At 54.1% G+C, this 25,568-nt stretch carries 18 protein-coding genes, 1 tRNA gene and 1 riboswitch; of the genes, 4 read left to right on the top strand and 15 right to left on the bottom strand.

Going from position 1 to position 25,568, the window contains the following annotated elements; genetic code table 11:
* Positions 1–24: 24 nt before the first annotated feature.
* The 8 genes from ACOCF6_RS20160 to gptM form a co-directional block, all read right to left on the bottom strand.
* Positions 25–642 carry a hypothetical protein gene (locus ACOCF6_RS20160; RefSeq protein WP_482462116.1) on the bottom strand — a complete coding sequence of 206 codons (618 nt, stop codon included), beginning with the start codon at positions 640–642 and terminating at the stop codon, positions 25–27.
* A gap of 73 nt (positions 643–715) precedes the next feature.
* Positions 716–4,297, bottom strand: coding sequence for a S10 family serine carboxypeptidase-like protein (locus tag ACOCF6_RS20155; RefSeq protein WP_482462115.1), 3,582 nt, complete (start codon positions 4,295–4,297; stop codon positions 716–718).
* A gap of 100 nt (positions 4,298–4,397) precedes the next feature.
* Positions 4,398–4,934: a hypothetical protein gene (locus ACOCF6_RS20150; RefSeq protein ID WP_482462114.1), complete on the bottom strand. Its 537-nt coding sequence runs from the start codon at positions 4,932–4,934 to the stop codon at positions 4,398–4,400.
* Between the two features lie 14 nt (positions 4,935–4,948).
* Positions 4,949–5,749: a hypothetical protein gene (locus tag ACOCF6_RS20145; RefSeq protein WP_482462113.1), complete on the bottom strand. Its 801-nt coding sequence runs from the start codon at positions 5,747–5,749 to the stop codon at positions 4,949–4,951.
* Positions 5,750–5,803: 54 nt separating this feature from the next.
* On the bottom strand, positions 5,804–8,173 hold the full coding sequence (locus ACOCF6_RS20140; protein WP_482462112.1) for a hypothetical protein: 2,370 nt from the start codon (positions 8,171–8,173) through the stop codon (positions 5,804–5,806).
* 160 nt (positions 8,174–8,333) lie between these two features.
* Positions 8,334–8,942 (bottom strand): M15 family metallopeptidase, encoded by a 609-nt coding sequence (locus ACOCF6_RS20135; protein ID WP_482462111.1) that lies wholly within the window; start codon positions 8,940–8,942, stop codon positions 8,334–8,336.
* A 60-nt stretch (positions 8,943–9,002) separates the two neighbouring features.
* Complete coding sequence (locus ACOCF6_RS20130) at positions 9,003–9,575, bottom strand: chemotaxis protein CheX (RefSeq protein ID WP_482462110.1); 573 nt, start codon at positions 9,573–9,575, stop codon at positions 9,003–9,005.
* A gap of 557 nt (positions 9,576–10,132) precedes the next feature.
* A complete protein-coding gene (gene gptM / locus ACOCF6_RS20125) occupies positions 10,133–11,431 on the bottom strand; it encodes a geopeptide radical SAM maturase (protein ID WP_482462109.1) in 1,299 nt (432 codons plus the stop codon).
* Positions 11,432–11,657: 226 nt separating this feature from the next.
* Between gptM and ACOCF6_RS20120 the strand changes: the two genes are divergently transcribed.
* Genes ACOCF6_RS20120 through ACOCF6_RS20110 form a run of 3 tightly spaced genes read left to right on the top strand, consistent with a single transcriptional unit; the run spans position 11,658 to position 15,963 of the window.
* Positions 11,658–13,505, top strand: coding sequence for a TonB-dependent receptor plug domain-containing protein (locus ACOCF6_RS20120; RefSeq protein WP_482462108.1), 1,848 nt, complete (start codon positions 11,658–11,660; stop codon positions 13,503–13,505).
* Positions 13,502–14,380, top strand: coding sequence for an ABC transporter substrate-binding protein (locus ACOCF6_RS20115; RefSeq protein WP_482462107.1), 879 nt, complete (start codon positions 13,502–13,504; stop codon positions 14,378–14,380). Before ACOCF6_RS20120 ends, ACOCF6_RS20115 begins: the two co-directional genes overlap by 4 nt.
* Positions 14,377–15,963: an ATP-binding protein gene (locus tag ACOCF6_RS20110; RefSeq protein ID WP_482462106.1), complete on the top strand. Its 1,587-nt coding sequence runs from the start codon at positions 14,377–14,379 to the stop codon at positions 15,961–15,963. Before ACOCF6_RS20115 ends, ACOCF6_RS20110 begins: the two co-directional genes overlap by 4 nt.
* A gap of 17 nt (positions 15,964–15,980) precedes the next feature.
* Here ACOCF6_RS20110 and ACOCF6_RS20105 read toward each other — a convergent pair whose 3' ends face one another.
* The 7 genes from ACOCF6_RS20105 to ACOCF6_RS20075 form a co-directional block, all read right to left on the bottom strand.
* Positions 15,981–17,426, bottom strand: coding sequence for a sigma-54-dependent transcriptional regulator (locus ACOCF6_RS20105; protein WP_482462105.1), 1,446 nt, complete (start codon positions 17,424–17,426; stop codon positions 15,981–15,983).
* A gap of 251 nt (positions 17,427–17,677) precedes the next feature.
* Positions 17,678–18,193, bottom strand: a complete 516-nt coding sequence (locus ACOCF6_RS20100) for a hypothetical protein (protein ID WP_482462104.1) — start codon at positions 18,191–18,193, stop codon at positions 17,678–17,680.
* A 383-nt stretch (positions 18,194–18,576) separates the two neighbouring features.
* Positions 18,577–21,837: an Ig-like domain-containing protein gene (locus ACOCF6_RS20095; protein ID WP_482462103.1), complete on the bottom strand. Its 3,261-nt coding sequence runs from the start codon at positions 21,835–21,837 to the stop codon at positions 18,577–18,579.
* A 60-nt stretch (positions 21,838–21,897) separates the two neighbouring features.
* Positions 21,898–21,974, bottom strand: a riboswitch (cyclic di-GMP riboswitch).
* A 186-nt stretch (positions 21,975–22,160) separates the two neighbouring features.
* Positions 22,161–22,235, bottom strand: a tRNA-Gly gene (locus tag ACOCF6_RS20090).
* A gap of 115 nt (positions 22,236–22,350) precedes the next feature.
* Complete coding sequence (locus tag ACOCF6_RS20085) at positions 22,351–23,133, bottom strand: sterol desaturase family protein (protein WP_482462102.1); 783 nt, start codon at positions 23,131–23,133, stop codon at positions 22,351–22,353.
* A gap of 3 nt (positions 23,134–23,136) precedes the next feature.
* Positions 23,137–24,522 carry a threonine synthase gene (thrC, locus tag ACOCF6_RS20080; protein WP_482462101.1) on the bottom strand — a complete coding sequence of 462 codons (1,386 nt, stop codon included), beginning with the start codon at positions 24,520–24,522 and terminating at the stop codon, positions 23,137–23,139.
* 141 nt (positions 24,523–24,663) lie between these two features.
* Entirely contained in the window at positions 24,664–25,278 is a 615-nt protein-coding gene (locus ACOCF6_RS20075) for a YdcF family protein (RefSeq protein WP_482462100.1), read from the bottom strand.
* An 81-nt stretch (positions 25,279–25,359) separates the two neighbouring features.
* On the opposite strand from ACOCF6_RS20075, the gene rpmB reads away from it, so the two are divergent.
* Positions 25,360–25,551: a 50S ribosomal protein L28 gene (gene rpmB, locus ACOCF6_RS20070; protein WP_482462099.1), complete on the top strand. Its 192-nt coding sequence runs from the start codon at positions 25,360–25,362 to the stop codon at positions 25,549–25,551.
* Positions 25,552–25,568 lie beyond the last annotated feature (17 nt).

The raw sequence follows: 25,568 nt of genomic DNA, 5'->3' as shown, positions 1-25,568 counted from the left end.
CATTGGCATCTGAGCGTCCCCCCCTCAGCACATCACAACATTTTCAAGACAAAACTCAAAAGGCGTGGCGTCGGCACCCGGACCGCCGCCGGTCATGACGATGTCCGCACTTGCAATGCCCAGCAAGTTCAGCTCGGTATCGATGGTGGAGAGGATGGCCGAATTCATGATCTCGCCCTGGATGATGTGCGAAGTTACACCGATCCAGAGGGTCGGCTTGAACTCGAACACGCCCATCTGCTGCGGGGCGATCGAGGTCTTGATTGCCAGCAGCTTGCCCACCTTGTAGATGCCGGCATTGATGGCACCTCTGTTCAGGTCGTTGCGCACCTGCACCTCTTTGGGACTGGATCCGCTGCCCGCATGCACCAGCTGGTCCCCCGAGGGGGTCAGGACCATGTGGAACAGCTGTCCGCAGTGCGCTTCCAGTTGGGGGGTGTAGTTGCCATAGCTGTCGCTGGCACACACCTGCATGGACATCGGGAGAGTGAAGGGATGGTTATCGCCCTGCCCGCAGTAGCGGATGACCAGCCAGGCCACGGCCGGTTCGTCGAAACCGGTTGCCACATTCTTTTGAAAGATCACGACCTCCGAGTTGTTTGCGTCGTTTGATCTGTTGATGAAGTTTAATCGAATATCCATGGTACTCCCCTGTTGCTGAAATAAATGACAATCAATCCGCCCCGAGTTCCGGCACTGCCCCATCAATCGGGACCTATCTGGTTTCTGTCTTTTCAGATAACGGATCATAGGTCTTGAACACTTCGCTGAAAATCCAGGCATGCAGCATGTCCAGGGAGATCTTCGGCTGATACAACGGTACCTGATGGCCGGACATGGGGATCTCGATCTGCATCAGATTGGCATATCGTTTCATGCAGCCCTGGGTAACTCTCTTGTTGTTGCTGTCGATTGTGTACCAGACCTGGCGCTTCAGCTTGGCCCAGCATTCCTTGCCTGACCAATCCATGTTTCTCAGAATCTGTTCCGTGCCGGAAAAACCGCAGGACATGTCAAAGTTGCCGGTATAAAAGAGCAGCTGGTAGGCAGGCTGTCCGTTGATCTGTTTGTCAACCAAGGGCGGGAGAACCTGAGTTACCGAGGCCATCATGTCATTGATCAGGTTGTCGGAAACCGGTCCCGCGGCATCTTCAAAACTCCAGACAACCTCTGGCGGTACATGCAGAGCCTGTTTTACCAACGGGCTGCCCAGGTAGTCGCGCAAGGGCTGCAATGAAGCATCCGACCAACTGCGGACATCATAGATATTTTCACCACCGCCGCAGGCTGTCAGCGTGGAGCTGACCTTTGTTCCATCCGTGAAGGCCTGTTTCATGTCCCCTTTTCTCAAATCCACGGTGAACTGCTCAAATTGGTTAAAGGCCACTTTTTTTTGGTTGGTATCAACCAGACCAAGCATGTAGGCATACTGAATCTGATCAAACGTCTGTTTTTCCGGGTACATCCAGCCGTCACCAATCGCTATGCCCTGCAGCTGGATCTTCAGCTCATTGCCGGTTTTATTGCGTGTGGTGATCTCTGTGGCGATGTACGGCAGATATTTACCGGCATAACTTTCCCCCGTCAGATAAAGCGGATTGGTGCGGTATTCCGGATGCTTGGCATAGAAATCCTGCAGGGCATTGACAAACTGCCCGGCCAGTTCCGCCTCGGTTTTCACGTAGGTGTTTGGCTTTTTGGTGCTGAAACCGGTGCCGACCGGCTGGTCCCAGTAGATCAGATGGGTTTTACTGTTCCAGCTGTAACTGTTCGGTGTCAGCATGCCGTCACTGCCCAGGGCAAATGGTCCGTTTTCCAGGAACAGACCGGCCAGGGAGGATGCGCCCGGCCCACCATTGAGCCACAGTACCAGTGGTGTCTGTTCGCTCGGTTTTGTCTGGCTTTCAAAGAACCAGTAGAACAACTCATTGCCGTTTTTATCGGCTTTGGCATAGCCGGCATAGGAGTTGTTGAGCTTGTACCAGCGGGCGGGCCTGGCGGTGGCGTCGCTCGGGATCGCCGCAACACGGTCAGCTGCGGCGGCTGCCATAACTTGCGCCTGCAGGGGTTCTGCTGTCTGCAGGGTTTGGATCTGATGCAGGACCTCCTGTTTGAACAGGTCCATGATCGTAGTGATAAAGCCGTTGGTTGTCGGCCAGGGATGCAGAATCGTGTTGATGATAAAGGTCATGGACTGTTCGTCGGGTATGGCGATGCCCAGCTCTTTGCCGATCCGTGTCAAGGGTACCCGGTAGTTTTGATTGGTCAGATTGGAGCTGGTAATGATAAAGGGGGTATTTCTCTGATGGGCCTGTTCAGGCGTGGTAATGGAAAATTTCTGCAGCAGATTGTTGTTGAGCGTATTCAACCGGGCAAGGTCCGTATTCCATCTGCCATCCTTGTTCTTGAAGTTGACGACGAAGGAGTTGATCAGCACATCCGAACCGATCTGCTGCAGCACGGCAATCAGGTCCAAATTCTGGGACAACTGCTCGTTGGTCTTGCCGATGATATTGCTTCTGATGTAGCGGATGATGTCGGCCTTGCCGCTGGCCAGGGTTTGCCCCTGGGAGCCGGTAATCTTCTCCGGCAGCGGCACCAGTGATTCTATCCTGAAAACATCGCTGTCTCCGGCCAAGGTCAGCCAGTAGCAGTAGTACAGTTTGGCGCTGAAGGCGCACTCGCCCAGGATCAAGCCGTAGCCGCTGTTGTCCAGTGGAATCGTGCGATGGGCCATCCAGACCGCAGCAGCGGCAGCACCCGGCTTGGAGCCTTCCAGGCCGAATATACCCATGTTGAGGTTCTTATCCGAATGGATGTAGGCGGCGTTGAAGGTGATGAAGTAGCGCATCAAGCCGTTGCGATAGCAGAGCGAGCCGGCCGGGTACGGGATGAAACCGGCCTTGTGCGGATCAACCGTCAGCGTGTCGGCCAGCTGCAGCAGGGCATACTGTTTCTGGGCGTGTGCCGACAGCGGCACCGTGGCCACGTACTCGGACGGTACCGCTGCTGCGGTATCGCATTGAGGCTTGATCATCATGGTGCGCAGGTAGCCGCCCCAGGCTGCATCGCAGTGGACCAGGAAATTCAGGCCGTTAAATTGGTAGCTGCCGCTGATGGTCTCCTGGCGCAGGGAAAGGATACCCTCAAGGTTATCCACCACCCCCTCTTCGGTACTGCCGATGACACCGACCACCATCAGCACCGGGATCCTGTTCTGGGCGCATGCCAGGAGCTGGTCGCGCAAGATGCCGATATCCATGCGGCAGTTGTTGTCTACCGGGATACCCACCACGCTGTCCTGTCCCAGCCCCAGAACAGTTCCCGATTTCGGCCATGAATAGTGGTTGGTGGCCGGCACGAAGACCCGCATCCCCTGTATTTCTGGGTACCTCTGGGTGTAGTACATCAGTCCCTTGTTCTGAATCAGAAACGGTGTCAGAAATGTATCGATGCCGGTCTCTTTATACTGGGGACAGTAGTGAATGATATTTTCAGCCAGACAGGAAACTTCATCGGGCAACAGATTCAGCAGCTGCCAGGTCGTACACTCAACGAGGGGCTTGGTTTTCAGTACCATCATCGCCGGATTACCTTCCGCTTCATACACGGTCACGGTCAGTTTCTGATAGGCTTCGGCAAGCTCGTTCTTCCGGTAGCAGTACAGGGCCTCTTTTACGGCCAAAGGGTAGAACTTCAGGTTTCTGGCCATCCACATGGATTCCAGATTGGCGATGGTGCCGTCAGCGGTGATATGCCCCCAGGGATTGACCCTGACCGGATTGCTGTTGGTATCCACCACGAACTCATCGGCAAATCCCATCAGGCTGCAGAGCTGTTCGCCGACCTCTTTTTCCAGTGCACACGTCTGGGGGCCGCCTTCGGTGGCGACATTATTCTGGTTGTACATCATGGCGGTAATGTAGCCGACATTGGCCGGCAGAACCGTATCCCAGTTCATGTGGGCCTGGTAGCGTTCGCTGAAGAACGGTACGCTGTCATGCAGCTTCAGCGACAGCTCCCGGCGGGCCATTTCGAGGTTTGTGCAGGCTGCCTGGTACTCCGGCGAAGATGTTATCTCCGTATCGATATAGGGGGGATCGTTATAGTAGCTCTTCCGGAATTCGGCATGTTCACTGAGGCTGGCGTTCACCAACGTTTCCATCAGTCCGGCATTTTCGCCGCAGGCCCCCAAAAACCAGGCGCCAACACGCTTGTAGCTTTCCCGGGCTGTCTCGCTTGTCTGATTGTGCACCATAGAAAACATGGAGTGCCGTTTGTTGTTTTCTTCTGTCATCTTCGTTTTCTCCTTGCAGATAGGATTATAACTTTGATGTCGATGAGTTCCCTGCTGCCCCTATTGAGCAGCCCTCTCCCCCCCAATCCATGCAACACATCTAACGACTCCGACACACCGGAACCGGAGGCCCTTCCAGAGTCTCCCCAAGCACCCTCCATCGCCTGACCTTCTCGACAATCGGGAAAACATAGGGCTGTGCACGGGCAGCAGGGTAATTGCGCGGCTCCACGGCGAAATCATTCGGGATCGGCTCGCAGAGGATCGCAACAGCCAGCGCCCCCGCTTTCACCTCCGTCAACCGGGCATGGTCGGCAACCCGCCCGCAGATCAGGTTCGGGTCGACAACGCCCCCCTGCCCCGGCAGACGGTCCCGGTCGCTGGAACTCAGAAAGACGATCCCCTGGGCTCGTTCACTAAAATCGATCCTGGTTAAGGGACTGCATTCGATCAGGAGAATCGCCGGTCCGGCCGTCGCTGCACCGATCAGAGGTTCTTTTTTGGTCCAGTACAACACGAACTGGCGCTCTTTGCCGTAGGCATCACGGGCTGAAATCTCTCCCTGGTACAAAAAACTGGTGCAGCCCGAGGTCAGCAGCAGCGTTGCGGCTCCCAGCAGCAGAACTATTCTCCGCATCATCCCCTCCCCTGTCATGACGTCATCATATCGACCAGCTTGTCGCCGATAACCGGACTGTGCCAATAGGCCGTGTGCGCCATGAGCCAGCTCTTGCCCGTGTCGGTGACAATGTCGCGGATCACCCAGCCCTGATCCGGGTCACCGGTAAGAAAACTCTCGGCAACCTTGTACCCGGAGAGGTGCTCCCCGAAGATGTTCCCGGAGACAACCGGATCATTCGGGTCCCACATGTTCAGCCATCGGAACCACTTGTCGCCGGCTCCGAAGTTCGTGAGCCGGTTGCGGCCGCTCTGCCTGAACAGGTCGAGGCCGATGGGTGAGCCGATCGTCAGCAGCCCCTGCACCGGCCAGGTCTTGCGGGAGGCGCGGTCAAAATGCTCCCCGTCGTTAATCAGGGCATTGATGACGTCAAAGGTGTAGATGGATCCAAGGCTGTGGGCCACGATGTAGCAGGGGTTCCCCGTTGCATAGATCTCCAGGATGGCTTGGCGCAGACCCTGACGGATCTTGTCGGCCGTAGAGCCGTTTTCCAGGGAGATCACGACATCACCGGCCAGCTGCAGGACCGCGTCGCCGACCGCCTGCCCGACCGGATCGGCAACCAGCAGGTCGAGCAGTTTCTGATACTTTTTCAGGGCTGCTGCCGCGATGTTCTTGTAGCGATACAGCTCGCACTGATAGGCGAGCGGGATGTTGCCGATGCGGCTCTTGATCAGCTCGTTTATCAGGCCATCCTGGTTGAGGTTGTCAGTGCCGGTCTGTACGCCATGAACAACCAGCACCTTCCGTGGCAAACCCGGGTTTACCGGCATGGGTGATCCCTCCGCAATTATCGGTTTTTCTGCCGAGACAAACTTCAAACCGACTCAGCAACAAGAACTTCCTGATTCACGCCATAGGAGAAGATCAGCACCATTCTGGCGGCACAGGCTTCCGGGGTGGTTTCGATATTCGTGAAGGGTGTTGTCATGCGGCTGACATTCCGGATGGAGTTGCCACACATTGCCATAACGCTCCTGGCAGCCTGCTGGCAGACCACTCCGGCAATGGTCGGGACAAATCCCGCGGCGCAAAGCCCGAAATCGATCCACATGGTGATTTCCGCCCAGGCCTTCATTCCGTTGTATGATCAGGTCCTCGATGAAGATCTTGATTCTGCTCAGGACAAATTCAATCGCATTCACCACATCGCTTACACAATCCAGTACGATGCGGTACAGCTGTCCTTCCAGTTCAATGAAGAAATGGTAGACCTCGCCGACTACCGTGACGAAAAAGCCGGCCACCGCGTCCACGGCATGCTTTATCCAGCGAAACATGTCCCCGGCGGCAATCTCAATGGCGTCCCACATGTCATCCAGTTGTATGGCAGGTGTGGATACGGCCATCAGGGTCCCGGTCGCATCCCGTTGCAGGCCGTAATGCGCCATCGCTGCGCTACCCGCAAAATGGGTGATCCCTTCCGGAGCATATGACAATCCCCAAATGCTGTCCGGCTGCACAACAAACGCTACGGGCACATGCGAGATCGACCTCTTGCCACCTGCTATGACGGATTTCCGGGAGCCGTCCGGCGGCATCCTTGCCGAGATCCGGCTGAATTGCTGCAGGGCGAGCACGGTACTGTCCACATCCTGCCGGGCGGTCCCGTCAGGGACCAGTTTCCTGGTGCTGCCGTCAGCATTGGTGATGGTTATGTTCGACAGGTCGCTCCCGGTTTGTATGCCTGCTACGATGTCAATGAGCTTGATCATGGGATTCACGTCAATTTCGGTACCATCGCTTTTCAATGTCAAACGATACCCGACAGCCCCCACCCCCTGCGTCTCCTGAATGATCGTAACCGTTCCGGTCGTGTCCGTCGCAATCGTGATCGGCAGATCCGGTGACAGGATCTGATAGACATCATTGACATACACGCTGCATCGCCCCCTGGAGGTCAGGTAAAGCGTATCCACGGGCAGCGGCAGATTATCGTCGCCGCTCAGCTGGATATGCGTGCTGAAGGTGTTGTATTCCATGACAGCGTTAGTTTTCGGACAGGGCAGGAGAATGTTGCGCTGCTGCCAGGCGCTGGTCAGGGGATCCTGGGAGAGCAGGACAATCTGCTGTCCTTTGGTATGGGCGAAGACCACACTGTTTGCACTCTGTTTGCCCACGAATGTCGCCATCTGTTCGACTTCACTCAAAATGGGAACCGGGCAGGACCAGGCGCTCGTAACGTGTTCCTGCCCGCGTGCACACCTGGAGTAATAGACATCCCCGTGCTGGTTCAGGCCCCATACAACGGTATCTGTAGCGGATAAATGGACCTGCAGTTTATGGGTGCCGGCAAAAATACGATTGTCCACAACCTTGGCCGCCTCGCCAAAGTTGACCTGTTTCTCCGGCGTAAAGAGATACAGGCCATCTTTGGCCGCGACGAAGAGATCCGTCAGGTTTTGGTCATTGACCGTGGCCACGGCCAGCGCTGTGGCTCCAGCAGGCGCCTTCATCTTGATGATGGCCGGGGGAGCAAGGGATTGCAGGGGGATGAAATCAATCGTCAAACCGTCATTGAGACCGGCAAGCTGATACAAACCGGCCCTGGGGGATGCCAGCGGTTTGCCGATAACCTGCCCGAGTACGGAATCGAAATCCGCCGCTGTCTGAAGAACGGCCCAGGCTCTTTCTCCGCTCAGATTCACGGTGTAGTTGCGCATATATCCGCCGGTCTGGTTGATAACCTCGGCTACCAGCTGCCTGTCCGGCGAATCCGATTGATCCTGAGACAGATATACATAGGCGATATACACCGAGGCCAGCGTATGCTTTTGATCATCATAGGGGCGCGCCACCCAGTTTCTGGCGGAGGGAGAGCTGAACCAGTCTGCTGTTGACGCATTGGAAAGCGCGGAGAGCACATACAGAGTATCCGATTTTTCCCCTGCGGCACGTACCACCAGGGCAATGGTGATCGTGCCGTCAATAGGGTTCTGTGCTACTGAAAACGTCTGTGCCGCAATGGACTTGCCATTGTGAAATACACGCAGTTCGGAACTGATATCCGTTGCCTCCCAACCGCTATTGGCGCCCGGGTTTTCAACTATCAGGCAGAAGGCCTTGTCATCCCCAATGGAAAAAAACAAGGCATTGCCGTCCGCGTCCTGCAGGGACTCGAACAGCGATTGTGGCAGCAATATCGAAGCGGCCTTCCGGCTTTTCATCAGTTCGTTCGAAACAAGAATCTTGCTCATGGGTGTCCCTCCGGACTCCAGGTCATACATTGGGATTGAGACAGGTGATATTTGACGCCAGATCCCTGCTGGCGGATAACGATGGATTCTTGAAGCTGAAGGTATTCGTGCATCGGAAACAACTCTGGACTTTCAGCCACAGCGCACATGCGTCCCTTCGTCACACGTACGACACCCCGTTCTCAAACCGGTCCCGCAGTTCGGCCAGGGTTAACCCGGTCGCCAGCTGAAAGTGCGGCAGATCCCTGAAACCCTTCCAGTTGCCACCCCATTCCAGACCGTCAATGTTGGCTGCCAGGACTGCCTCGGCAGCCTGGTCGTAAAGAGGTGAATCTCCCAGGTACTGACCATTCAGAAAAATACCGATATCCCAAGCGATACCAAAGTTGTGGCAGCTCTGACCGCCGCGGGCATTGGTCACCACCGCTCCGGGAAAGCCAAAACGCCCTTTCTTGTACAGAGCGTTCTGTTCGGCATAGGTACGGGTACCCGAAATGATGCGGGCAGAAATGCCCGCATCAAGAATCGCCCGCAACCCCCTGCGGGCGAACTCCTGGGCCTTGAGATTGAGGGTATGGAGACAACACTCCGAAACGCTGTCAAACGTGCCAAGGGTTTCTGCCATCCGGGCTGTCTGCATTTCGATCCCTTTGACAGCCGTATCCGTCTTCGGCCCCCAGTCACCGTCCAAATTGCCGGCATATACCCCCTGGGCCTTCAGTAGTCTCTGCAGAAACAGTACATCCTCTGGAAAAAGTTGTGAGCTCATGCCCTCTCCTTGATTGCATTCAAAATTGCAGTTCCGTATCCCGGAACCAGCCTGGAACTTTTACAACCGGTTACCATCGCTATTGCTGTGCTCTCCGCGACGGACCTGCACTCCGATCATCAGCTTCTCAGTTCCGGCAGCCATGGTGCAGACCAATGTCTCCGGCACCGACAGAAACACTTCATGTGATTCCCTGTCCCTCACAAACACCGACGGTGTGGACAGGCAGACCCGCCGGCCTCCCCTGTCCAGATAAAGCTTCACATCGCCGCCGAGGATATTGACAACCTCGCCCATGGCATCGAAGACATCATGCAGCCTCACAGCATCTCCCGCACACAGCAGCACTGACGTAGTGCGTCGGGCCAGCGGCTCCGGGCAGTGCAGCGCCACCAGCCCGCTGTAAGAACCCTCAAAGCTGATCAGTGCGGTCACCCAGCTGTCATGTTGCCCATCCTGAGACATCTGACACTCTTCCAAGTCGATACCGGCCATCACACTGAAAACATTGCGGGCGCTGTCCATAACGCATTGCAGCAGCTCGTCGCGGGAGATCATATGCATGCTGCGGGTCGGACGTCCCGTAACAGACAGGTCTCCTCCGGTAATAAGGCAGGCCGATTGCGTATCCATGTTGCTCCTCGGAGTAGTAAATCAGGGTAAGACTGGTGCACCGTAATCAATGACAGACCATGACGATATTTGACGCAAAACATCACGAGCCTGATCTCAGGTCGTTTTGATAGACATCAGCAACTACACAGATAGTGCCAACTACCGCCTGGCCGAAGTATTTGAGAATTTAAATTTTTAACTATGCGCGTGGTGATGTGAAAGCGGGGGGTACGACACAGGCATATGAAAATATTTTACGGTAATTTGAGAGGGTTTACTGAGGGCATAAAAAAAATTGCGGATGGATGAAAAAAATAATTACTTCAGAAAAAATATTTTCAATTTGAGCGATCGTAGAGAAAAAACGGGTCTGGGGAGGGTAAAAACATCATTTTGGGACAACCCAATGTGTAAAGAAACTTTACAAACAACAAAAACAGCACCTAACTCACTGTTTTTATTGAATTAAAAAAAGTGTAAACTTTCTTTACATACCCTGCAAAATTCGTTGTTTTGCCTTTTTATTTCAACAACTTACAAAATGTGTAAAAAAACCTGCACCCCATCATATCCGGCTAATCCTGCCTTGGCCGCAGCTGTATATCCTGCCGGACAATCCGCTCCAAGGCTTGATCCAGGTACTGCCGGCGGCAATCGATCCCATCGATTGCGCCGCTGCGCAGTCGCTGCAGATAGCGGCAGCCACCGAAACAAAGTGGCAGATAGGGGCATTCCAGGCATTCCTCAGTCTTCCAGCCATCCATGTGGTGGGAATCCCGGTACTCACCTATGCCGCCGGCAAGGGTGCCGATCTTCAGATCCGCCCACCCCATAAAGGCCGGACACTTGTAGAGCGAGCCGTCCCAGGCCACTATCAGGTCATTTTCAAACTCCACCATACAGCCTGCCAGTTTGGGTTTGGGGGTATTCCAGCCCCGTTTGAGGATCTCCTCCCGCAGAAAAAGCGAGGCTTCGATCAGCCACGGCTCGTTGATGCAGGCGCATCCCATGGCAAAATCTCCCAGCCCGGCCTCACCGGCCTTGGGGATAACCGGTGAAAATTGAACCATGTAAAGCTTGTCCGGTGTGATCCCTTCAGCTTCCAGAATATCCAGCAGCTCCGGAAAACGTCGGTAATTGTCGCGGGTGAAGTTCCCACCCAGCTGCAGCTTGAGCAGGCTGCAGACATCCTTGAGATTGTTTTTGATCAGTTCAAAACTCCCCTTGCCGGAGACAAAGGGTCGCTGGAGGTTATGAATCCCGGGGGGGCCGTCCATGGTGATCCTGGCCCCGACCAGCCCTAGTGGCAGCAGTTCTTCCACCACCTGGCGAGTCAGCAGGGTGCCATTGGTGACCAGATTGAAGGAAAAGGCCGTGCTGCCCCGGGTTGCGGCCTCACGCAACGGACCGGCAATGCGCCGGAGGAGCGGGATCGAGAGCAGCGCCTCGCCGCCGTAAAAATCCAGCAGTATCTCCTGGCCAGCCGCCATAGGGCCATTCAGGATCGTTGCTACCAGCAGATCGGCAGTAGCCTCGCTCATGTAGCTTTTGCCCCGAAAATGGTCCTCGTAGCAGTAAGGACAGGCCAGGTTGCAGTCCAGATTGAGGGTCACCAGGGCGGTGTATCGGCGGGCATTGGCATTGGCCCAGTCAAAATATCCCGCCAGCAGCTGCTGCTCGATCCGGGCATCCGGCACCAGGATGCCGAGACGCTTCATGGTCTCCTGTTCAGGCCCGGCCAGCGTCCCGTCGAAAAGGGCATCCGCTACAGCACGGGAGACCTGCAGCACCGCCCCCCGCAGGGTGGAGTAGATCAGCACCGAATCCGAATTATCCGCATCGGGATAGATTTTGATGTAGCGCGATACATCCATTATGGAACCTCAAAGGATAATCGGGGGGCTGTTCAAGCCCCCCATTACTACGTATCAAATTAATGTTACCGGAACAACATCAGACCCGAAAAACAGCAGGAATAATATTCCCCTCCCAGAAACGGGCAAGACCCCTCATCCAGCACCAGCATGGCTCGGTTCTGCATCCTGATCACCTCCTCTCGTGTGAAATACCAACGGCACAGTGGACATAACGGCATGGATCATGCTATCTAGACGCAACATGCATGCCCGAAACTTACTACATATTTTTATAATTCTAATCTTTTTCTGCAGCCTTCCCCTGGGGGCACGGGCAGAAGAGCAGGACGAAACCCTGACCCTGCTGGGACAGCCGCTGGTGGAAGACGCCGTTGCCGGTCGTTTGCCGCGCCAGCTCTCGCGCACCGCCGAAAACACGACCGTGATTACCGCCACGGAGATCGAAGCGCTCAACGCCCACACCCTGATCGATATCCTGGCCACCATCCCCGGCCTCCAGATCGAGAACCAGATCGGCTCTGCCAATATTGCCAATACCCGCATCCAGGGATCCAACTCCAGCCACGTTCTGGTCATGCTGGACGGCATCACCTATAACAACCTGTCGGCAAACTTCTCTGACATCGGCCAGATCCCGGCCCGCATCATCGAGCGGGTGGAGATCGTCAAGGGGGCAGCCTCCTCGGCCTGGGGTCAGGCCCTGGGAGGGGTGATCAATGTCATCACCAAGTCCCCCAACACGGATCGCCGCTTCGGTGGCATGGCCACTGTGGCCCAGGGAGAACGGGGCACCAACGATGCCGGCGGGGAACTGTCCGGCACAATTGACCGCTTGGGCTACTACCTGTCGGGCGGCTACCTCGGCTCAGCAGGGTTCCGTCCCAATACCGGCTTCAACAGCGCCAATGGCCATGCCCGTCTGAACTGGGAACTCCCACACCAGGGGCAAATCAGTTTTCTTACCAATTTCTCGCGAGTCGGTCGCGGCGAACTGGCCTATGTTCCGCTCGACGTGCAAAGCAAGGATGACGCCCGGCGCCTGATCCTGGGCCTGTCCGTACGTCAACCCTTCGGCAGCCATCTTGAGCTGGAGCTGAACGGCAGTCACTCGGTCAATCAGATTGGCGTTGAGACAGCCTACTTGAGTGACAACCAGCCAATACAGACGGTCAAGAACGACGAACGGGTCTCCGGCGGCGGGGTGCGACTACTCTGGCGCCAATCAGGCAACCTGATGGTGGCCGGTGTTGATTACCAGCACGCCCGACTGGACTCCAATGAAGCACTTGTCAAGGTGGATATTCTCAACCGCCGGGCCGACCGCTGGGGCTTTTACCTGAATGACACCTATAGCATTGGGCCGGTCTCATTGTCATCCGGAATACGCTACGACCTGACCGGCACGTCGGGCGACCAGTTCAGCCCCTCATTCGGCATCACCTGGCAACTGACCGACAATACCCTGCTGCGGGGCTATACCGCCAAAGGCTTCAGCCTGCCCGCCTTCACCCTCGACCGGGGCAGCGAACGGGTCTGGACCAGCCAGATCGGTTTTGAGACCAGCGCCATCCCCTATTTCTGGCTGAAGGGGACCCTGTTCCGCAACGACACCTGGGACATCACCACCCGTGACCCACAGACCCGCACCTTCGGGAGTGAACGCCAGATCAAACAGGGCTTCGAGCTGGAGACGCGGACCGCGGAAGCGTTCAATCTATCGCTGCGTTCCGGATACACGTATGCTGATACCCGCCGGAGCTCAGACAACTCCGTGCTTCGGGATATGCCGACCCATACCCTGCAGCTGGGTCTGCTCTACGACGACCATAAACTTTTCAAGGGGCTTCTAAACGGCCGGCATATCTTCTGGAACGCCGATCCGCGCCGTATTGGCAGCTATCGTGGGCTGCTCTGGGATCTGCACCTGAATGCCACCCCCTTCAGCGGCTGCCTCACTGGGGCAGAGCTGTTCTTCTCCCTGCGCAATATCTTCAACGGCTCCCAGTATCTGGATGAGGTTTTCCGCAACAACGGCCGCTGGGCCGAGGGTGGAGTGAGGTTCCGATTTTGAGGCATTTGGGACTGCTGATACCATCCCTGTGGCTGCTGCTATCCGGCTCAGCCTGGTGCTATGACCTGCTGATCGTACAGAGCCAGCGCTCACCGGCCTATGATGATGTGCTGCGGGGGCTGCGCTCTGAATCGCGCTTCTCGGAACGCGTCATCGTGCTCACGGATTACACCGAGATTGACCTGGTGCGGGTTGCCCGCGAGGAAAACCCGGTAGCCATCATATCGCTGGGGGACAAAGCCCTGGCAGCGGCCCGCAAGGTGCGCCAGACGCCGGTGATCGCCCTTATGGCGCTCAGTTACAAGGCAGGGATGATGGGACACCCGGCCATAACCGGTGTGGAGGTGCAGCCTGCGCCGGAACGGTATCTCCCGCTCTTCGGACTTATTAAGGCACGCAAGGTGGGGGTGATCAGCAATGCCTCCCGCAGTGCCGCTTATATCAGGCAGGCCAGGAAACTGGCGGCCGGCTACGGGATCGACCTGGTGGTGCGCGAGGTCAAATCGTCTCGGGATGTTTCACGTCAGCTGGACTCTCTGGCGGGACAGGTTGATGCGCTCTGGATGCTGCCGGACAGCGTCACCGCCAGCGGAGAAGCGGCTGATGCCCATTTTCTGTTCTCGGCCGGCCACAGGGTGCCGGTGGTCGTCTTTTCCAGCGCCTACCTGGCATCCGGCGCCGCCCTGGCCCTGGAAATCGACCGCTTTGACATGGGGAAACAGGGTGGCGAGATGGCCGCTGCGCTGATAGCCGGTGATGGTATCTCCGATATCCCTCCCGTATCGCCCCGCAGGACAACCGTCAGATCCAACCCGTCCGTGCTGCGCCGACTCGGCCTTAACCCGGATATTGTCGGCAACAGGAATTCCGAATGAATTCCATGAACCTTTCCGGTCGCTTCCAGACCAACTTCCGCAGCAAACTTTTCCTCATCTTTACGATCTTCACCGGCATCATATCCACAGCGTTCGTGTTTATTCTCATCAACGGGGAGATACGGAACTATCAGGAGCGCTCGAACGAAAAGGCCCAACTTCTGGCCTCGCTTCTGGCCGGCAGTGTCACCCTGCCGCTCTATTCGGAAAACGTGACCGAACTGACCCGCCTTGCCACGAAAATGCTCTCAACGCCGCAAGTCGCACAAATCATCATAACCAATAACGACAACAGAAAACTTGTTGTTGTCGAATCACCGACCATCCCCTCTGATACCCCGTGCATCACGTCATCCGCTCCGGTAACGGCCGAAACCTCCAGCCCGTCGGCGGAAGCTGCTTTAACCGGCAGTTCCCGTCCTGCGCCTTCTCCCCTCGGAACGGTCTCCGTATCCATTGATACCGGCGACAGAATGGAAAAGGTCCGTTCGGCAATTATCAAGACCTGCGGCATAGCCCTGCTGTTCTGGATGGCCATGGTTGCTGCCTGCTACCCTGTGATGATGCGGGTCACCCGCTCCTTCAACACCCTCACCGAAGGACTCAACAGCATGATGGGTGGAGATTTTTCGGCCAAGATCATCATCGACAAGGATGATGAAGCCGGGAGAGCTGCGCAGGCGGTCAACAGGCTTGCCGCTGCCCTGGAAGAACGGGAAAATGACAACCGCACCCTGCAGGAGGAACTGGTCAAGGCCATGCAGCTGGAGGTTCAGGAAGAGCGGCGGAATATCATGGCCAAACTGATCCAAACCAACCGTTTGACCTCACTGGGACTGATGATCTCCAGCATCGCGCACAACATCAACACCCCCAACGGCGTCATCAAGCTGGCTGCCCAGCACCTTGCCGGTTCATGGAAGGATGCCCTGCCCATATTGGAACAGGTAACAAAGGAGGAGGGTGATTTTACCCTGGGCGGGATGCCGTTCGGTGTGGCCAAAGGAGAAATCAAGGGGGCCAACGAATCAATCCTTAACAATGCTGACCGGGTTGAGCGGGTAATTCAGGACCTGCGAACCTATAACCTGGGAGAGCGTAATGAACTCAGCCCCGGTGTTTCGGTCAACCGTGTTGTAGAGGAAGCACTCACCATCATCCGGGCCCATGGCCGGCAGGGTGAAATTTCCATCGTCCCCAGCCTTGCTCCCAATCTGCCGGATATCACCGGCAACCAGTATCAGCTGGAACAGGTGATCGTGAACCTGCTGCTCAATGCCATGCAGGCCATGCCCAACACCAGGGGGACGGTGACGGTAAAAACGGAGTATGCGGCTGAATCCAGCGAGGTACGGATAATTGTTACGGATCAGGGGGAAGGCATCCCGCCGGAGGTCCGGAAGTACCTGTTTGAAGCGTTTTTCTCAACCAGGATCGACAAGGGCGGAAGCGGCCTGGGTCTGTATATATCAAACTTTATCGTATCAGAACACAAAGGGCGTTTGACTGTTGACCCTGACGAGGATTGCGGGACAGTAGCAACGGTGCACCTTCCGGTAACAGCAGACAATTCAGCTTCGTAATCCCTCCGGTACACTCACTATACCCACTCTTCTTCAACGCGTTTTTCTGCAGCCCGCTCCAGCTTTTTCTGCAGTGTCGGGCGACTGACCCCCAGCATCTTCGCCGCAATGCTTCGATTGCCGTGCGACAGCGAAATTGCTTCCTCCACCAGCACAGTCTGGACCTCATCAATGGTTGGAAAATCGTGATAAATCCCATGCAGGGCAAATTGATTGTTACCCAATTTGCGGATGATATTTCTGGGCGATGACTTGCCGGGCGCCAGACCGGGAAAATCTTCCAGGCCCAGTGTTTCAGTCCGGTTATAGGTAATGGCGTTATGAATCATGTTGATCATCTCCCGCACATTGCCGGGGAAGTCGTACGATATCAACGCATGGCGGAGATCCTTGGACAATTCGGGAGGGGTCCTCAGCATCGCCTTTGCCGTCTTCATCACATAATGTTCCACCAGCAGAAGTTTATCTTCTCGCCGTTCCCGTAACGGTGGGATGTGAAGCGAGTGGGCACTGATCCGATAGTACAGATCGCTCCTGAACGCGCCGGAGGAAAGCAAGCTCTGGAAATTCCCATTGGATGCGGCGATAATTCGTGCATCACTTTTGTGAAGGACATCGGAACCGAGACGGTAGTATTCATTTTGTTGCAAAAGCCGCAGCAGCTTTATCTGCGAGGCGCCACTCAGGTCGCCGATCTCATCCAGAAACAGGGTTCCGCCCTTCGCCAGCTCGATCAACCCCTCGCGACTTTCGGTCGCCCCGGTGTAGGCCCCTTTTTTGTGTCCATACAGGGTATCCGCCAGCATGGTATCGTCCAGACCCGCTGCATTGACCGTTACCATGCGCCCTTTGAGGCCGCTGCATCTATGAATTGCCTGGGCTATCAGCTCTTTTCCGACTCCGGTCTCACCGGTAATCAATACCGGCTGACGTGAGCTGGCCAGGGTTTCGATCACCTTGAATATGGCCATCATACGATCATTGCAGGTAATAATTTCGCTGAAATTTTCAGGGTTCGCCAGAGGTTCGCCCAGCAGATACCCGGTAAGCTTCTGGTTTCGAATGATCAGTTCGTTGCTTTTTACGGCATTCTGGACGATGGAAACCAGCCGCGTCGTATCAAGCGGTTTGGTAACATAATCATATGCTCCCTGCTTGATGCAACTGACCACATTTTCCAGATCACGCACCCCGGTCATGATAATGACCGGTATATTTGGATACTGACGTACTATTTCGGGGAGCAGGTCTGCTCCCGAGGGGTCCGGCATGACCCAGTCGAGCAGCATGACGGTATGGGCACCGGTCGCAAGCGCCCTGAAAACCTGGGCACTTTCCAGCAGCGTTGTAACATTGCCGACGCCATGGGCTAGAAGAGCGCGTCGCGCTCCATCAAGAAACTCGGCATCATCATCTACGATCAGTATGGAATGTTCCGCATCATTTTGTTTGCACTGCGACATATCTACCCTCCAGGCAGTTCTGATTATCATATTCCAGCCACATGAGCAATCATCCTGAGGCCGGTGGGTGGTGGTATACAAGGAGGGTGCCAAGACGTGTCAGGCAGTAAGTATTCTGATCAGAAGTTCTGTCATGCGTTGCGGGTTTCTTCAAAACGCTGCTGGATGGGGGAAGGTGGTCAACAAGGCATTCATCATCTTCTGTCATTACGTGGGGGATGAAATTCAGCTGCATACGATCTGCCAGCCAGTCAAACCATTTTCTCCAGGTCCTTCAATTCCCCTGCGAAACATTCCGGGCAAAGTCCATGGGTAAAATTCACATTGGTCTTTTCGGAGAGGTACACCTCTATTTTCTTCCATGCCAACGGGTCCTTTGGATTTGCCGCAACGTTTCGAATCTTCTTACACTTGCAGCAGATAGGAAGAATACCCTGTAACGTATTATGCACTTCCGACAAGAGCCGGGATTGGACACTTACCCCCAAGAATACAAAAATGGCACCGAAGAAAAATATTAGACTGACAAAGGTTTCACTGACAAAAGAGTAATGAAACGCAAAGGCAGCAAGCACGACAAGGTAACCGCACAAAAAAAACGCCATCAATACACGATGCAGCACCAGATTCATCCTGATATATCTCCGCTGGCGTTCAGGAACAAAATGCAAGGCCGCCATAAGATTTTTCGTTCCCATTATGCTGATCAGCATAATAATCGCGCCAGACAATATAAAAATACAGTTGCTAATTGTATGCGTATCCAAAACTATATTCTCCGATGCTTATCAAATAGATACTCAATCATCTTCCTTGGCTGAACAGACTATTCTTGAAAGCACTAAACGGTTCATCAGTATTATGCTGAATATGTGAAGAAAACAACCAAATTTCACACTATGTTATGGTGTTATATTACATAAATGTAATGGCAAAATATTATTATGTTATGAGTATGCCAACAATTGTGTGTTGAGTCTGCCGACAGCACGTTACTCGCATGCATCAAACACCATAAGGCGACGTTATGAAACGTCGCCTTATGTATTATTGTCACTGGTAAAGTTATTGGATACAGCCCATTGCCCTCAATCAACATCAACCTGTCAAGCCCTCATCAGAACTGGGCGCGCCATCACTGATCGAAACATCACCGGATTTGGCAATTTGGAACAGTTACCATTATTATGCTGCTAATCCCGATATTTCCGGATGCGTCAATGGCCTTGGCCATCAAAGAGTAGGTACCATTCGTAACATCCGTTACATTCCAGATATAGCTGTACGGTGCTGTCGAGTCCGTCGATACAAGAGCACCATTTACATAAAATTCGACCTTGCTGACCCCCACGTTGTCATTCGCAGTGGCGGTTACGGATAGCTTCCCTTTTGCATTTGTTTTTCGTGCTGCGATCTGTACCACGGGAGCAGTCGTATCCGGCAGGGTGATGACAACAGCGGCAGAGCGGCTGGTCGAGACGTTGCCGGCGGCATCCCTGGCCCAGGCGTAGGCAGTTTTGCTGCCTTCGGATGAGAAGGTAAAGCTGGTCGGGACGGAGGCGCTCCAGCCGGCGGCAGTGGCGGCAGGTGCGGTAGCGCTTTCGGTGATCAGGTATCCGGTGACGCCCACAACGTCACTGGCAGTGAAGCTGGAAACAGCTACTGTCAGGGAGGTTGCCGTAGCCGGCAGGCTGAAGGAGCTTACCACGGGAGCCGTCGTATCCGGCAGGGTGATGACAACAGCAGCAGAGCGGCTGGTCGAGACGTTGCCGGCGGCATCCCTGGCCCAGGCGTAGGCAGTTTTGCTGCCTTCGGATGAGAAGGTAAAGCTGGTCGGGACGGAGGCGCTCCAGCCGGAGGCACTGGCGGCAGGTGCGGTAGCGCTTTCGGTGATCAGGTAGCCGGTTACGCCCACAACATCACTGGCCATGAAGCTGGAAACCGCTACTGTCAGGGAGGTTGCCGTGGCCAGCAGGCTGAAGGAGCTTACCACGGGAGCCGTCGTATCCGGCAGGGTGATGACAACAGCGGCAGAGCGGCTGGTCGAGACGTTGCCGGCAGCGTCCTTGGCCCAGGCGTAGGCGGTTTTGCTGCCGGTAGATGAGAAGGTAAAGCTGGTCGGTGCGGCGCTGGTCCAACCGGAGGCACTAGCAGCAGGTGCAGTGGCGCTTTCGTTGATCAGGTAACCGCTGACGCCTACGGCATCACTGGCCGTAAAGATGGAGACTGCAACTGTCAACGTCGTGGCCGTAGCCGGCATGCCGAAGGCGCTGACCATCGGAGCCGTCGTATCCGGCAGGGTGATGACAACAGCGGCAGAGCGGCTGGTCGAGACGTTGCCGGCGGCATCCCTGGCCCAGGCGTAGGCAGTTTTGCTGCCTTCGGATGAGAAGGTAAAGCTGGTCGGGACGGAGACGCTCCAGCCGGAGGCAGTGGCGGCAGGTGCGGTAGCGCTTTCGGTGATCAGGTAGCCGGTGACGCCCACAACATCACTGGCCATGAAGCTGGAAACTGCTACTGTCAGGGAGGTTGCCGTAGCTGGCATGCTGAAGGCGCTGACCACCGGAGCCGTTGTATCGGAAACCAAGGTATAGGTTACCACAAATTTTGGCCTTAGAGTCGCATCAACAGCTTCGCTGGAAGCAAATGTTCGACTACTGTCTGTGCTGGCCTTACTTGAAGAATTCAGTAATAGCCCCTTGTTATTGCCAGGGGTCGCAAACCAGTCTTTAACTATGTTTGTCACATTCCAGTTTTTGTAACCGCTTGTTTTATCCACAAGCGGAGAATCAACTACAGGACCGATATCGGACTGAGCCAAAGGAATGCCGCTGTAGGGAACACTGCTCGGCGTCCAAGCATTGGTACCGTCATAGGTATTTCCATTGCAAGCTGCGATAACTGGCTGTTTATTAATTATCTGTGATACAGGAATTTCATACAATTCGTCTCCGCTGCTATCCAGTAAACCAAGATAGAGTGTAGCGCTTTGTATCTGGGCGTTGGCAGGAAGAGCGGATATATCCAACTTCATCAGGATAGCATTGGCTGGCGTATTTACAGGCCAGGTATATGTGTTGAGAGCAGTGTTTGACGAATTAACATCATCATTGAGATTGATAAAGGTATCCTGAACCGTATTAGGATAATTGGTTCCGATAGAGTCACCGAAAACGGCTGTATAGCTTCCCTGAGGCGGGTAGTTATTGACTGTGATTGTGATGACAGCAGACTGTCCCAAATTGCCTGCAGCGTCATAGACTTTGGCGGATATGGCATAGCTACCGTTTACTACCGCTGTAGTATCCCAGCTGAAGAGATATGGCGCCGCACTGCTAATGGATTGCAGTACACTATTTACGTAGAATTCAACTTTGCTTACTCCAACATTGTCGAAAGCAGTGCCGCTAATCAATGTTGTCCCGCTGACAATAGCGTTATTGGACGGAGCTGTTATGCTGATCGTCGGTGCAGTGGTATCATTGAATACCGTTACTGAAACATTCGAAGAGTGTCCAACGTTTCCAGCATTATCGTATGCCTCAGTTGTCAAGGTGTAACTGCCATTGGCAACCGAAGTTGTATTCCAATTGTACACGTAGGGCGACACATTACCTGCAAACAATAGTATGCCATTTTCGTAGAATTCAACCTTGCTCACTCCCACATTGTCTGATGCAGTTGCAGTAATTGCAACGATCCCGCTTACCGTAGCATTGTTGGAGGGAGAAGTCATCGATATCGTGGGAGAGGTAGTGTCATTGACAACCGTTACAGAGATAGTACCCGACTGCCCGACGTTACCTGCTGCGTCATACGCCTTTGCCATCAGCGCATATGTCCCGACTGCAAGCGTAGAGGTGTTCCATGAATAAACATATGGAGTGGAGGTGTCCGTGGCCTGCAATACACCGTTCAGATAGAATTCCAACTTCGTAACACCAACGTTATCACTGGCAATGGCGGTTACAGAAACTATGCCACTTAACGTTGCACCACTAATTGGGGCACTGATCGCAACCGTCGGAGAGACCAATTCGGGGACATAAACGATATTCGAATAGCTGCTTTCTACACCGGAGGTATCGTAAGCTGTTACCGCAAAGTAATAGGCATGTACAGGGTCAAGGCCACCGATGATTGCGGTCGTCTGGTTATGGACATCAATCGGAGAATTTCCCTGAATGGCCCCAGTCCCTGTAAAAGGCTGTGAGGAAGAGTCCGCCTGGTAATAGACCTTGAAGCCAGCAAGCGCTGAGTCCGTTACGGCGTCCCACTGCAGGCTCACTGTTGTTGCATAACAGACCGCCTGTCCCGCCAACGAAAGAATCCACGCAAGCATCAATAGCAGAAATAATCTGAATATTTTACACTGACCTTTGCCCGCTTCCTTTGTAATGTCTTTTTTCATTGCGTCTCTCCTGTTTGTCCAGCAAACAAAAACCGGGACCCGTTATACCTTAGTTGGTATTTCGGCGACCCGGCTGTCTCGGAGAGATCCTGAAGGCTTTCCGTCCCATTTTCGCAAATGGTTTAGTATTATCGTCTACCGCTGATTGTGTTTTTACTATCTCCTAAATACAGACAAAAATTAGTGTCTCAAATCACCAAAAATGCCCTTACTTGCTAAAGTTAATATAATAGTTCAGCTATTTATCAGGAATTGCAGGGTGTAAGAAGGGTGCATAAATTAAAAAAGGACTCAACCGATTAGGGCTAAGTCCTTGTAATTTTTGGAGCGGGAAACGAGATTCGAACTCGCGACCTCAACCTTGGGAAGGTTGCACTCTACCACTGAGTTATTCCCGCGCAATGAGCATGTATAAATGCCAAGAGATGGGCAGTTTGTCAACTGGAATTTGTAACAACACTACTTTACACAGCACACCATGAATTTTTGAGAGACATGACCCTGTCGTCACCGTCACCGGAACGGTAATATCAGCAGACTTCCCAGGCCCAGTTTTTGTTCGTCACGAAACTCCTTTAAGCCGATGGTCATACCGATATGACCCTCTCGCGGCTGGCTGCAATAGGTATTCAAGATCCGATCCCACCAGGGCAGGTTGAATCCGAAGTTGCTGTCGGTTTCGCCTGGAACAATCGAATGATGCACGCGATGCATATCGGGTGTAACGATAATCAGGCGGAGCAGGCGGTCAATACCCGTAGGTATGCGCAGGTTGCCGTGATTAAAAAGGGAGCCGGCATTGAGAACAACCTCAAAGATCACAACAGCGATTGCCGGCGCCCCGAGGAGAGCAACGGCACACATCTTGATACTCAAGGAGACAAGGATCTCAATCGGGTGAAAGCGGTTTCCACTTGAAACATCCAGATCCAGGTCGGTATGGTGCATCCGGTGGAAGCGCCAGAAGAGCGGAATCCGGTGAAAACTTCGGTGCTGCAGGTAAATAATCAGGTCAAGCAACAGGATGACCGAGACAATCTCTATCCATCGTGGCATGGTCAGCAGGTTTAACAGTCCCCACCCTTTTGCCGAGGCGATCTCGGCCACCCCCAAAGGCATCAGTGGAAGTGCCAGACGGGCAACAACGGTATCGATGACCACGATGGCAATGTTGCAGAACCAGCGCTGACTCTTGGATGCATTCAGGACTCGACGCGGCCATAGATGCTCTGCAATGGCTATAACCAGAAATACCCCCAGAAAGGAACTCAGGCGTATTGCAACGTCATGCTCCATGTGTTAACCCATGCGGGCGACAATAAACTCCCGTACCAGCTCCAGATCGGCATCCATAACATCACAACGGGTCGGCAACCCCTCCAGGATGGATACGGCTTCGGGTACCGGAACCGGTGCTCCGATGGCTTTTTCTACTGCCTCGCCAAATTTGGCAGGATGGGCCGTGGCCAGACAGACGCGAGCGACGTCCGCCGGAAACAGGTCGAGCGCGGCCCTGACACCAACGGCGGTGTGCGGATCCAGCAGATAGCCCGTCTCGCGATAAAACGAGCCGATCGTATCCAGCGTACCGGCCTGGTCCACCGATGACGAGCAGAAATCGGAACGCACCTGTTTCATCTCGGCTGGGCTGAAACAGATTTTCCCCTTCTCGCGCAGGTCGGCAAATGCAGTCCTGACCTTTTCAGGATTCTCCGCGTACAGGTGAAACAGATAGCGTTCGAAGTTGGAAGCCACCTGGATATCCATGGAGGGAGATACGGTCGAAACAACACCTGTCAGGGAGTAATCGCCGTCGTTAACAAATCGTGTCAGGATATTGTTCTCGTTTGTTGCCAACAAAAGTTTCCTTATCGGCAAGCCCATGCGCTTGGCTACGTAGCCGGCAAAAATATCGCCGAAATTTCCGGTCGGAACGGAGAAACTGACCGGTTTCGGGCCTGAATCCGTCACCCGCAGCCAGGCATAGACATAATACACAACCTGGGCCAGAACCCGCGCCCAGTTGATCGAGTTGACCGCGCCCAGCGAATATTTTTCCTTGAATTCAAGGTCATTGAACAGCGCTTTGACCATATCCTGACAATCGTCAAAGGTGCCGCGAATGGCAATATTGTGGACATTGGCATCGGTTACGGTGGTCATCTGCATGGCCTGAACCGGCGAGGTCTTGCCGTGCGGATGCAGGATAAAGATGGTGATGCCCTTTTTCCCGCGCACCCCGTGAATAGCAGCGCTGCCGGTATCTCCCGAGGTCGCGCCGACAATATTCAGTATCTCTTTCCGTTCAGCCAGAATGTACTCAAAGATGTTTCCGAGGAACTGCAGTGCTACATCCTTGAATGCCAGGGTAACTCCGTAAAACAATTCCAGGATATACACACCATCCTTCCGCACAACCGGCGTCACGTCGGGATGGGAGAAAGTGCCATAGGAACGTCCAATCAGCCCCTTAAGCTCATCAGCAGGGATATCACCGACAAAGGGTGCGATGACCTGGAAGGCCAACTCCGGGTATGAGAGACCGCGCCAGCTTTCAAGCTGTTCAGCGGAGATGGCGGGATAAGATTCGGGCAGAAGCAGGCCGCCGTCTGTGGCAAGCCCCATCATGACGGCATCCTTGAATGGGATCGGCTGAATACCGCCGCGGGTACTGATGTAACGCATTACACGATTCCTTTCGTAAGCAGATTGAATTGTTAGATCCTGGATATGTTGAACACTTTTAAGGCAGAACATTGTGGTACGAAATACATTCCGGGTTGCGGGTCATGAATGTATCAGAAAACCGTAAAATGTGAAAGCTTCTCACCTGTCTGTCGTCATCGGGAAGGCCCCGGACCTCAATTCACCCGGCGCAAGCAGGAAAAATGCTCTGAACATACAGTATTTATAAAATTCTGAAAAGAGCAGGTGAAAACTGCCACCATGATTCCACCAGGCCTCCTTGAGATTTTTTGAGTCAACCGGATAGGGATAAATGGCCAGCTCTTTTGGAAGTGCATTGCGAAAGAGGATTGCAGAGCGTTTCATATGATAGCGTGACGTTATCAGCAGTACGGACCCGACCTGTTTACGCAGTATCACGTCACGTCCATAAATGGCATTCTCCAGGGTGTTCCGGGAAACATTTTCCAGAATGACCCGGTCCGGCGAAGGGTCACCCGCATGGGGACGATACAGATCCGTTTTTCGAACCGAGGGATCAACACCAATGAAAAACAGGTAGGTCGCCCGCCCTTCACGAAAGAGTCGCACACCTTCATCCACCCTGCCCTTGCCACCAGCCAGCACGACAATGGCATCGGCCTTGACCGGGCTTTGACGGTACGAGAAGGTTTTGTAGGTAAAATCGATGAACAGGGCGGTAATAGCAACCAGAAGAATTACCGTTATAGTGATGAAGGCTTTGATGACATTCATGTGATATCTATTTTCCTCTTGCAACCCGGTGATCAATCTGCTATAAATTTTTTTTCAGTAATTAATTGGAGGAATAATAATATGTCAAGAAAATGTGATGTTTGTGGAAAAGGCCCCAGCTTCGGCAACAATGTGAGCCACGCCAATAACAAAACCCGTACCGTGTGGTATCCGAACCTGCAGAAGGTCAGAGCCATAAAAAATGGCAGCATCATGACCGTTAAGGCCTGTACCCGCTGCATCCGTTCCGGTCACGTAACCAAGGCGCTGTAACAACTCGCCATAGCTTT

It is taken from the genome of Geobacter psychrophilus, assembly GCF_056821595.1.
The sequence above is the reverse complement of the archived record's forward strand: the minus strand, read 5'-3'. Positions and strand labels throughout refer to the sequence as shown.

Bases quoted from the DNA above. Each gene is read 5' to 3' on its own strand.
- ACOCF6_RS20160 (WP_482462116.1), bottom strand. From the start codon at position 642: ATGGATATTCGATTAAACTTCATCAACAGATCAAACGACGCAAACAAC.
- ACOCF6_RS20155 (WP_482462115.1), bottom strand. From the start codon at position 4,297: ATGACAGAAGAAAACAACAAACGGCACTCCATGTTTTCTATGGTGCAC.
- ACOCF6_RS20150 (WP_482462114.1), bottom strand. From the start codon at position 4,934: ATGCGGAGAATAGTTCTGCTGCTGGGAGCCGCAACGCTGCTGCTGACC.
- ACOCF6_RS20145 (WP_482462113.1), bottom strand. From the start codon at position 5,749: ATGCCGGTAAACCCGGGTTTGCCACGGAAGGTGCTGGTTGTTCATGGC.
- ACOCF6_RS20140 (WP_482462112.1), bottom strand. From the start codon at position 8,173: ATGAGCAAGATTCTTGTTTCGAACGAACTGATGAAAAGCCGGAAGGCC.
- ACOCF6_RS20135 (WP_482462111.1), bottom strand. From the start codon at position 8,942: ATGAGCTCACAACTTTTTCCAGAGGATGTACTGTTTCTGCAGAGACTA.
- ACOCF6_RS20130 (WP_482462110.1), bottom strand. From the start codon at position 9,575: ATGGATACGCAATCGGCCTGCCTTATTACCGGAGGAGACCTGTCTGTT.
- gptM (WP_482462109.1), bottom strand. From the start codon at position 11,431: ATGGATGTATCGCGCTACATCAAAATCTATCCCGATGCGGATAATTCG.
- ACOCF6_RS20120 (WP_482462108.1), top strand. From the start codon at position 11,658: ATGCTATCTAGACGCAACATGCATGCCCGAAACTTACTACATATTTTT.
- ACOCF6_RS20110 (WP_482462106.1), top strand. From the start codon at position 14,377: ATGAATTCCATGAACCTTTCCGGTCGCTTCCAGACCAACTTCCGCAGC.
- ACOCF6_RS20105 (WP_482462105.1), bottom strand. From the start codon at position 17,426: ATGTCGCAGTGCAAACAAAATGATGCGGAACATTCCATACTGATCGTA.
- ACOCF6_RS20095 (WP_482462103.1), bottom strand. From the start codon at position 21,837: ATGAAAAAAGACATTACAAAGGAAGCGGGCAAAGGTCAGTGTAAAATA.
- ACOCF6_RS20085 (WP_482462102.1), bottom strand. From the start codon at position 23,133: ATGGAGCATGACGTTGCAATACGCCTGAGTTCCTTTCTGGGGGTATTT.
- thrC (WP_482462101.1), bottom strand. From the start codon at position 24,522: ATGCGTTACATCAGTACCCGCGGCGGTATTCAGCCGATCCCATTCAAG.
- ACOCF6_RS20075 (WP_482462100.1), bottom strand. From the start codon at position 25,278: ATGAATGTCATCAAAGCCTTCATCACTATAACGGTAATTCTTCTGGTT.
- rpmB (WP_482462099.1), top strand. From the start codon at position 25,360: ATGTCAAGAAAATGTGATGTTTGTGGAAAAGGCCCCAGCTTCGGCAAC.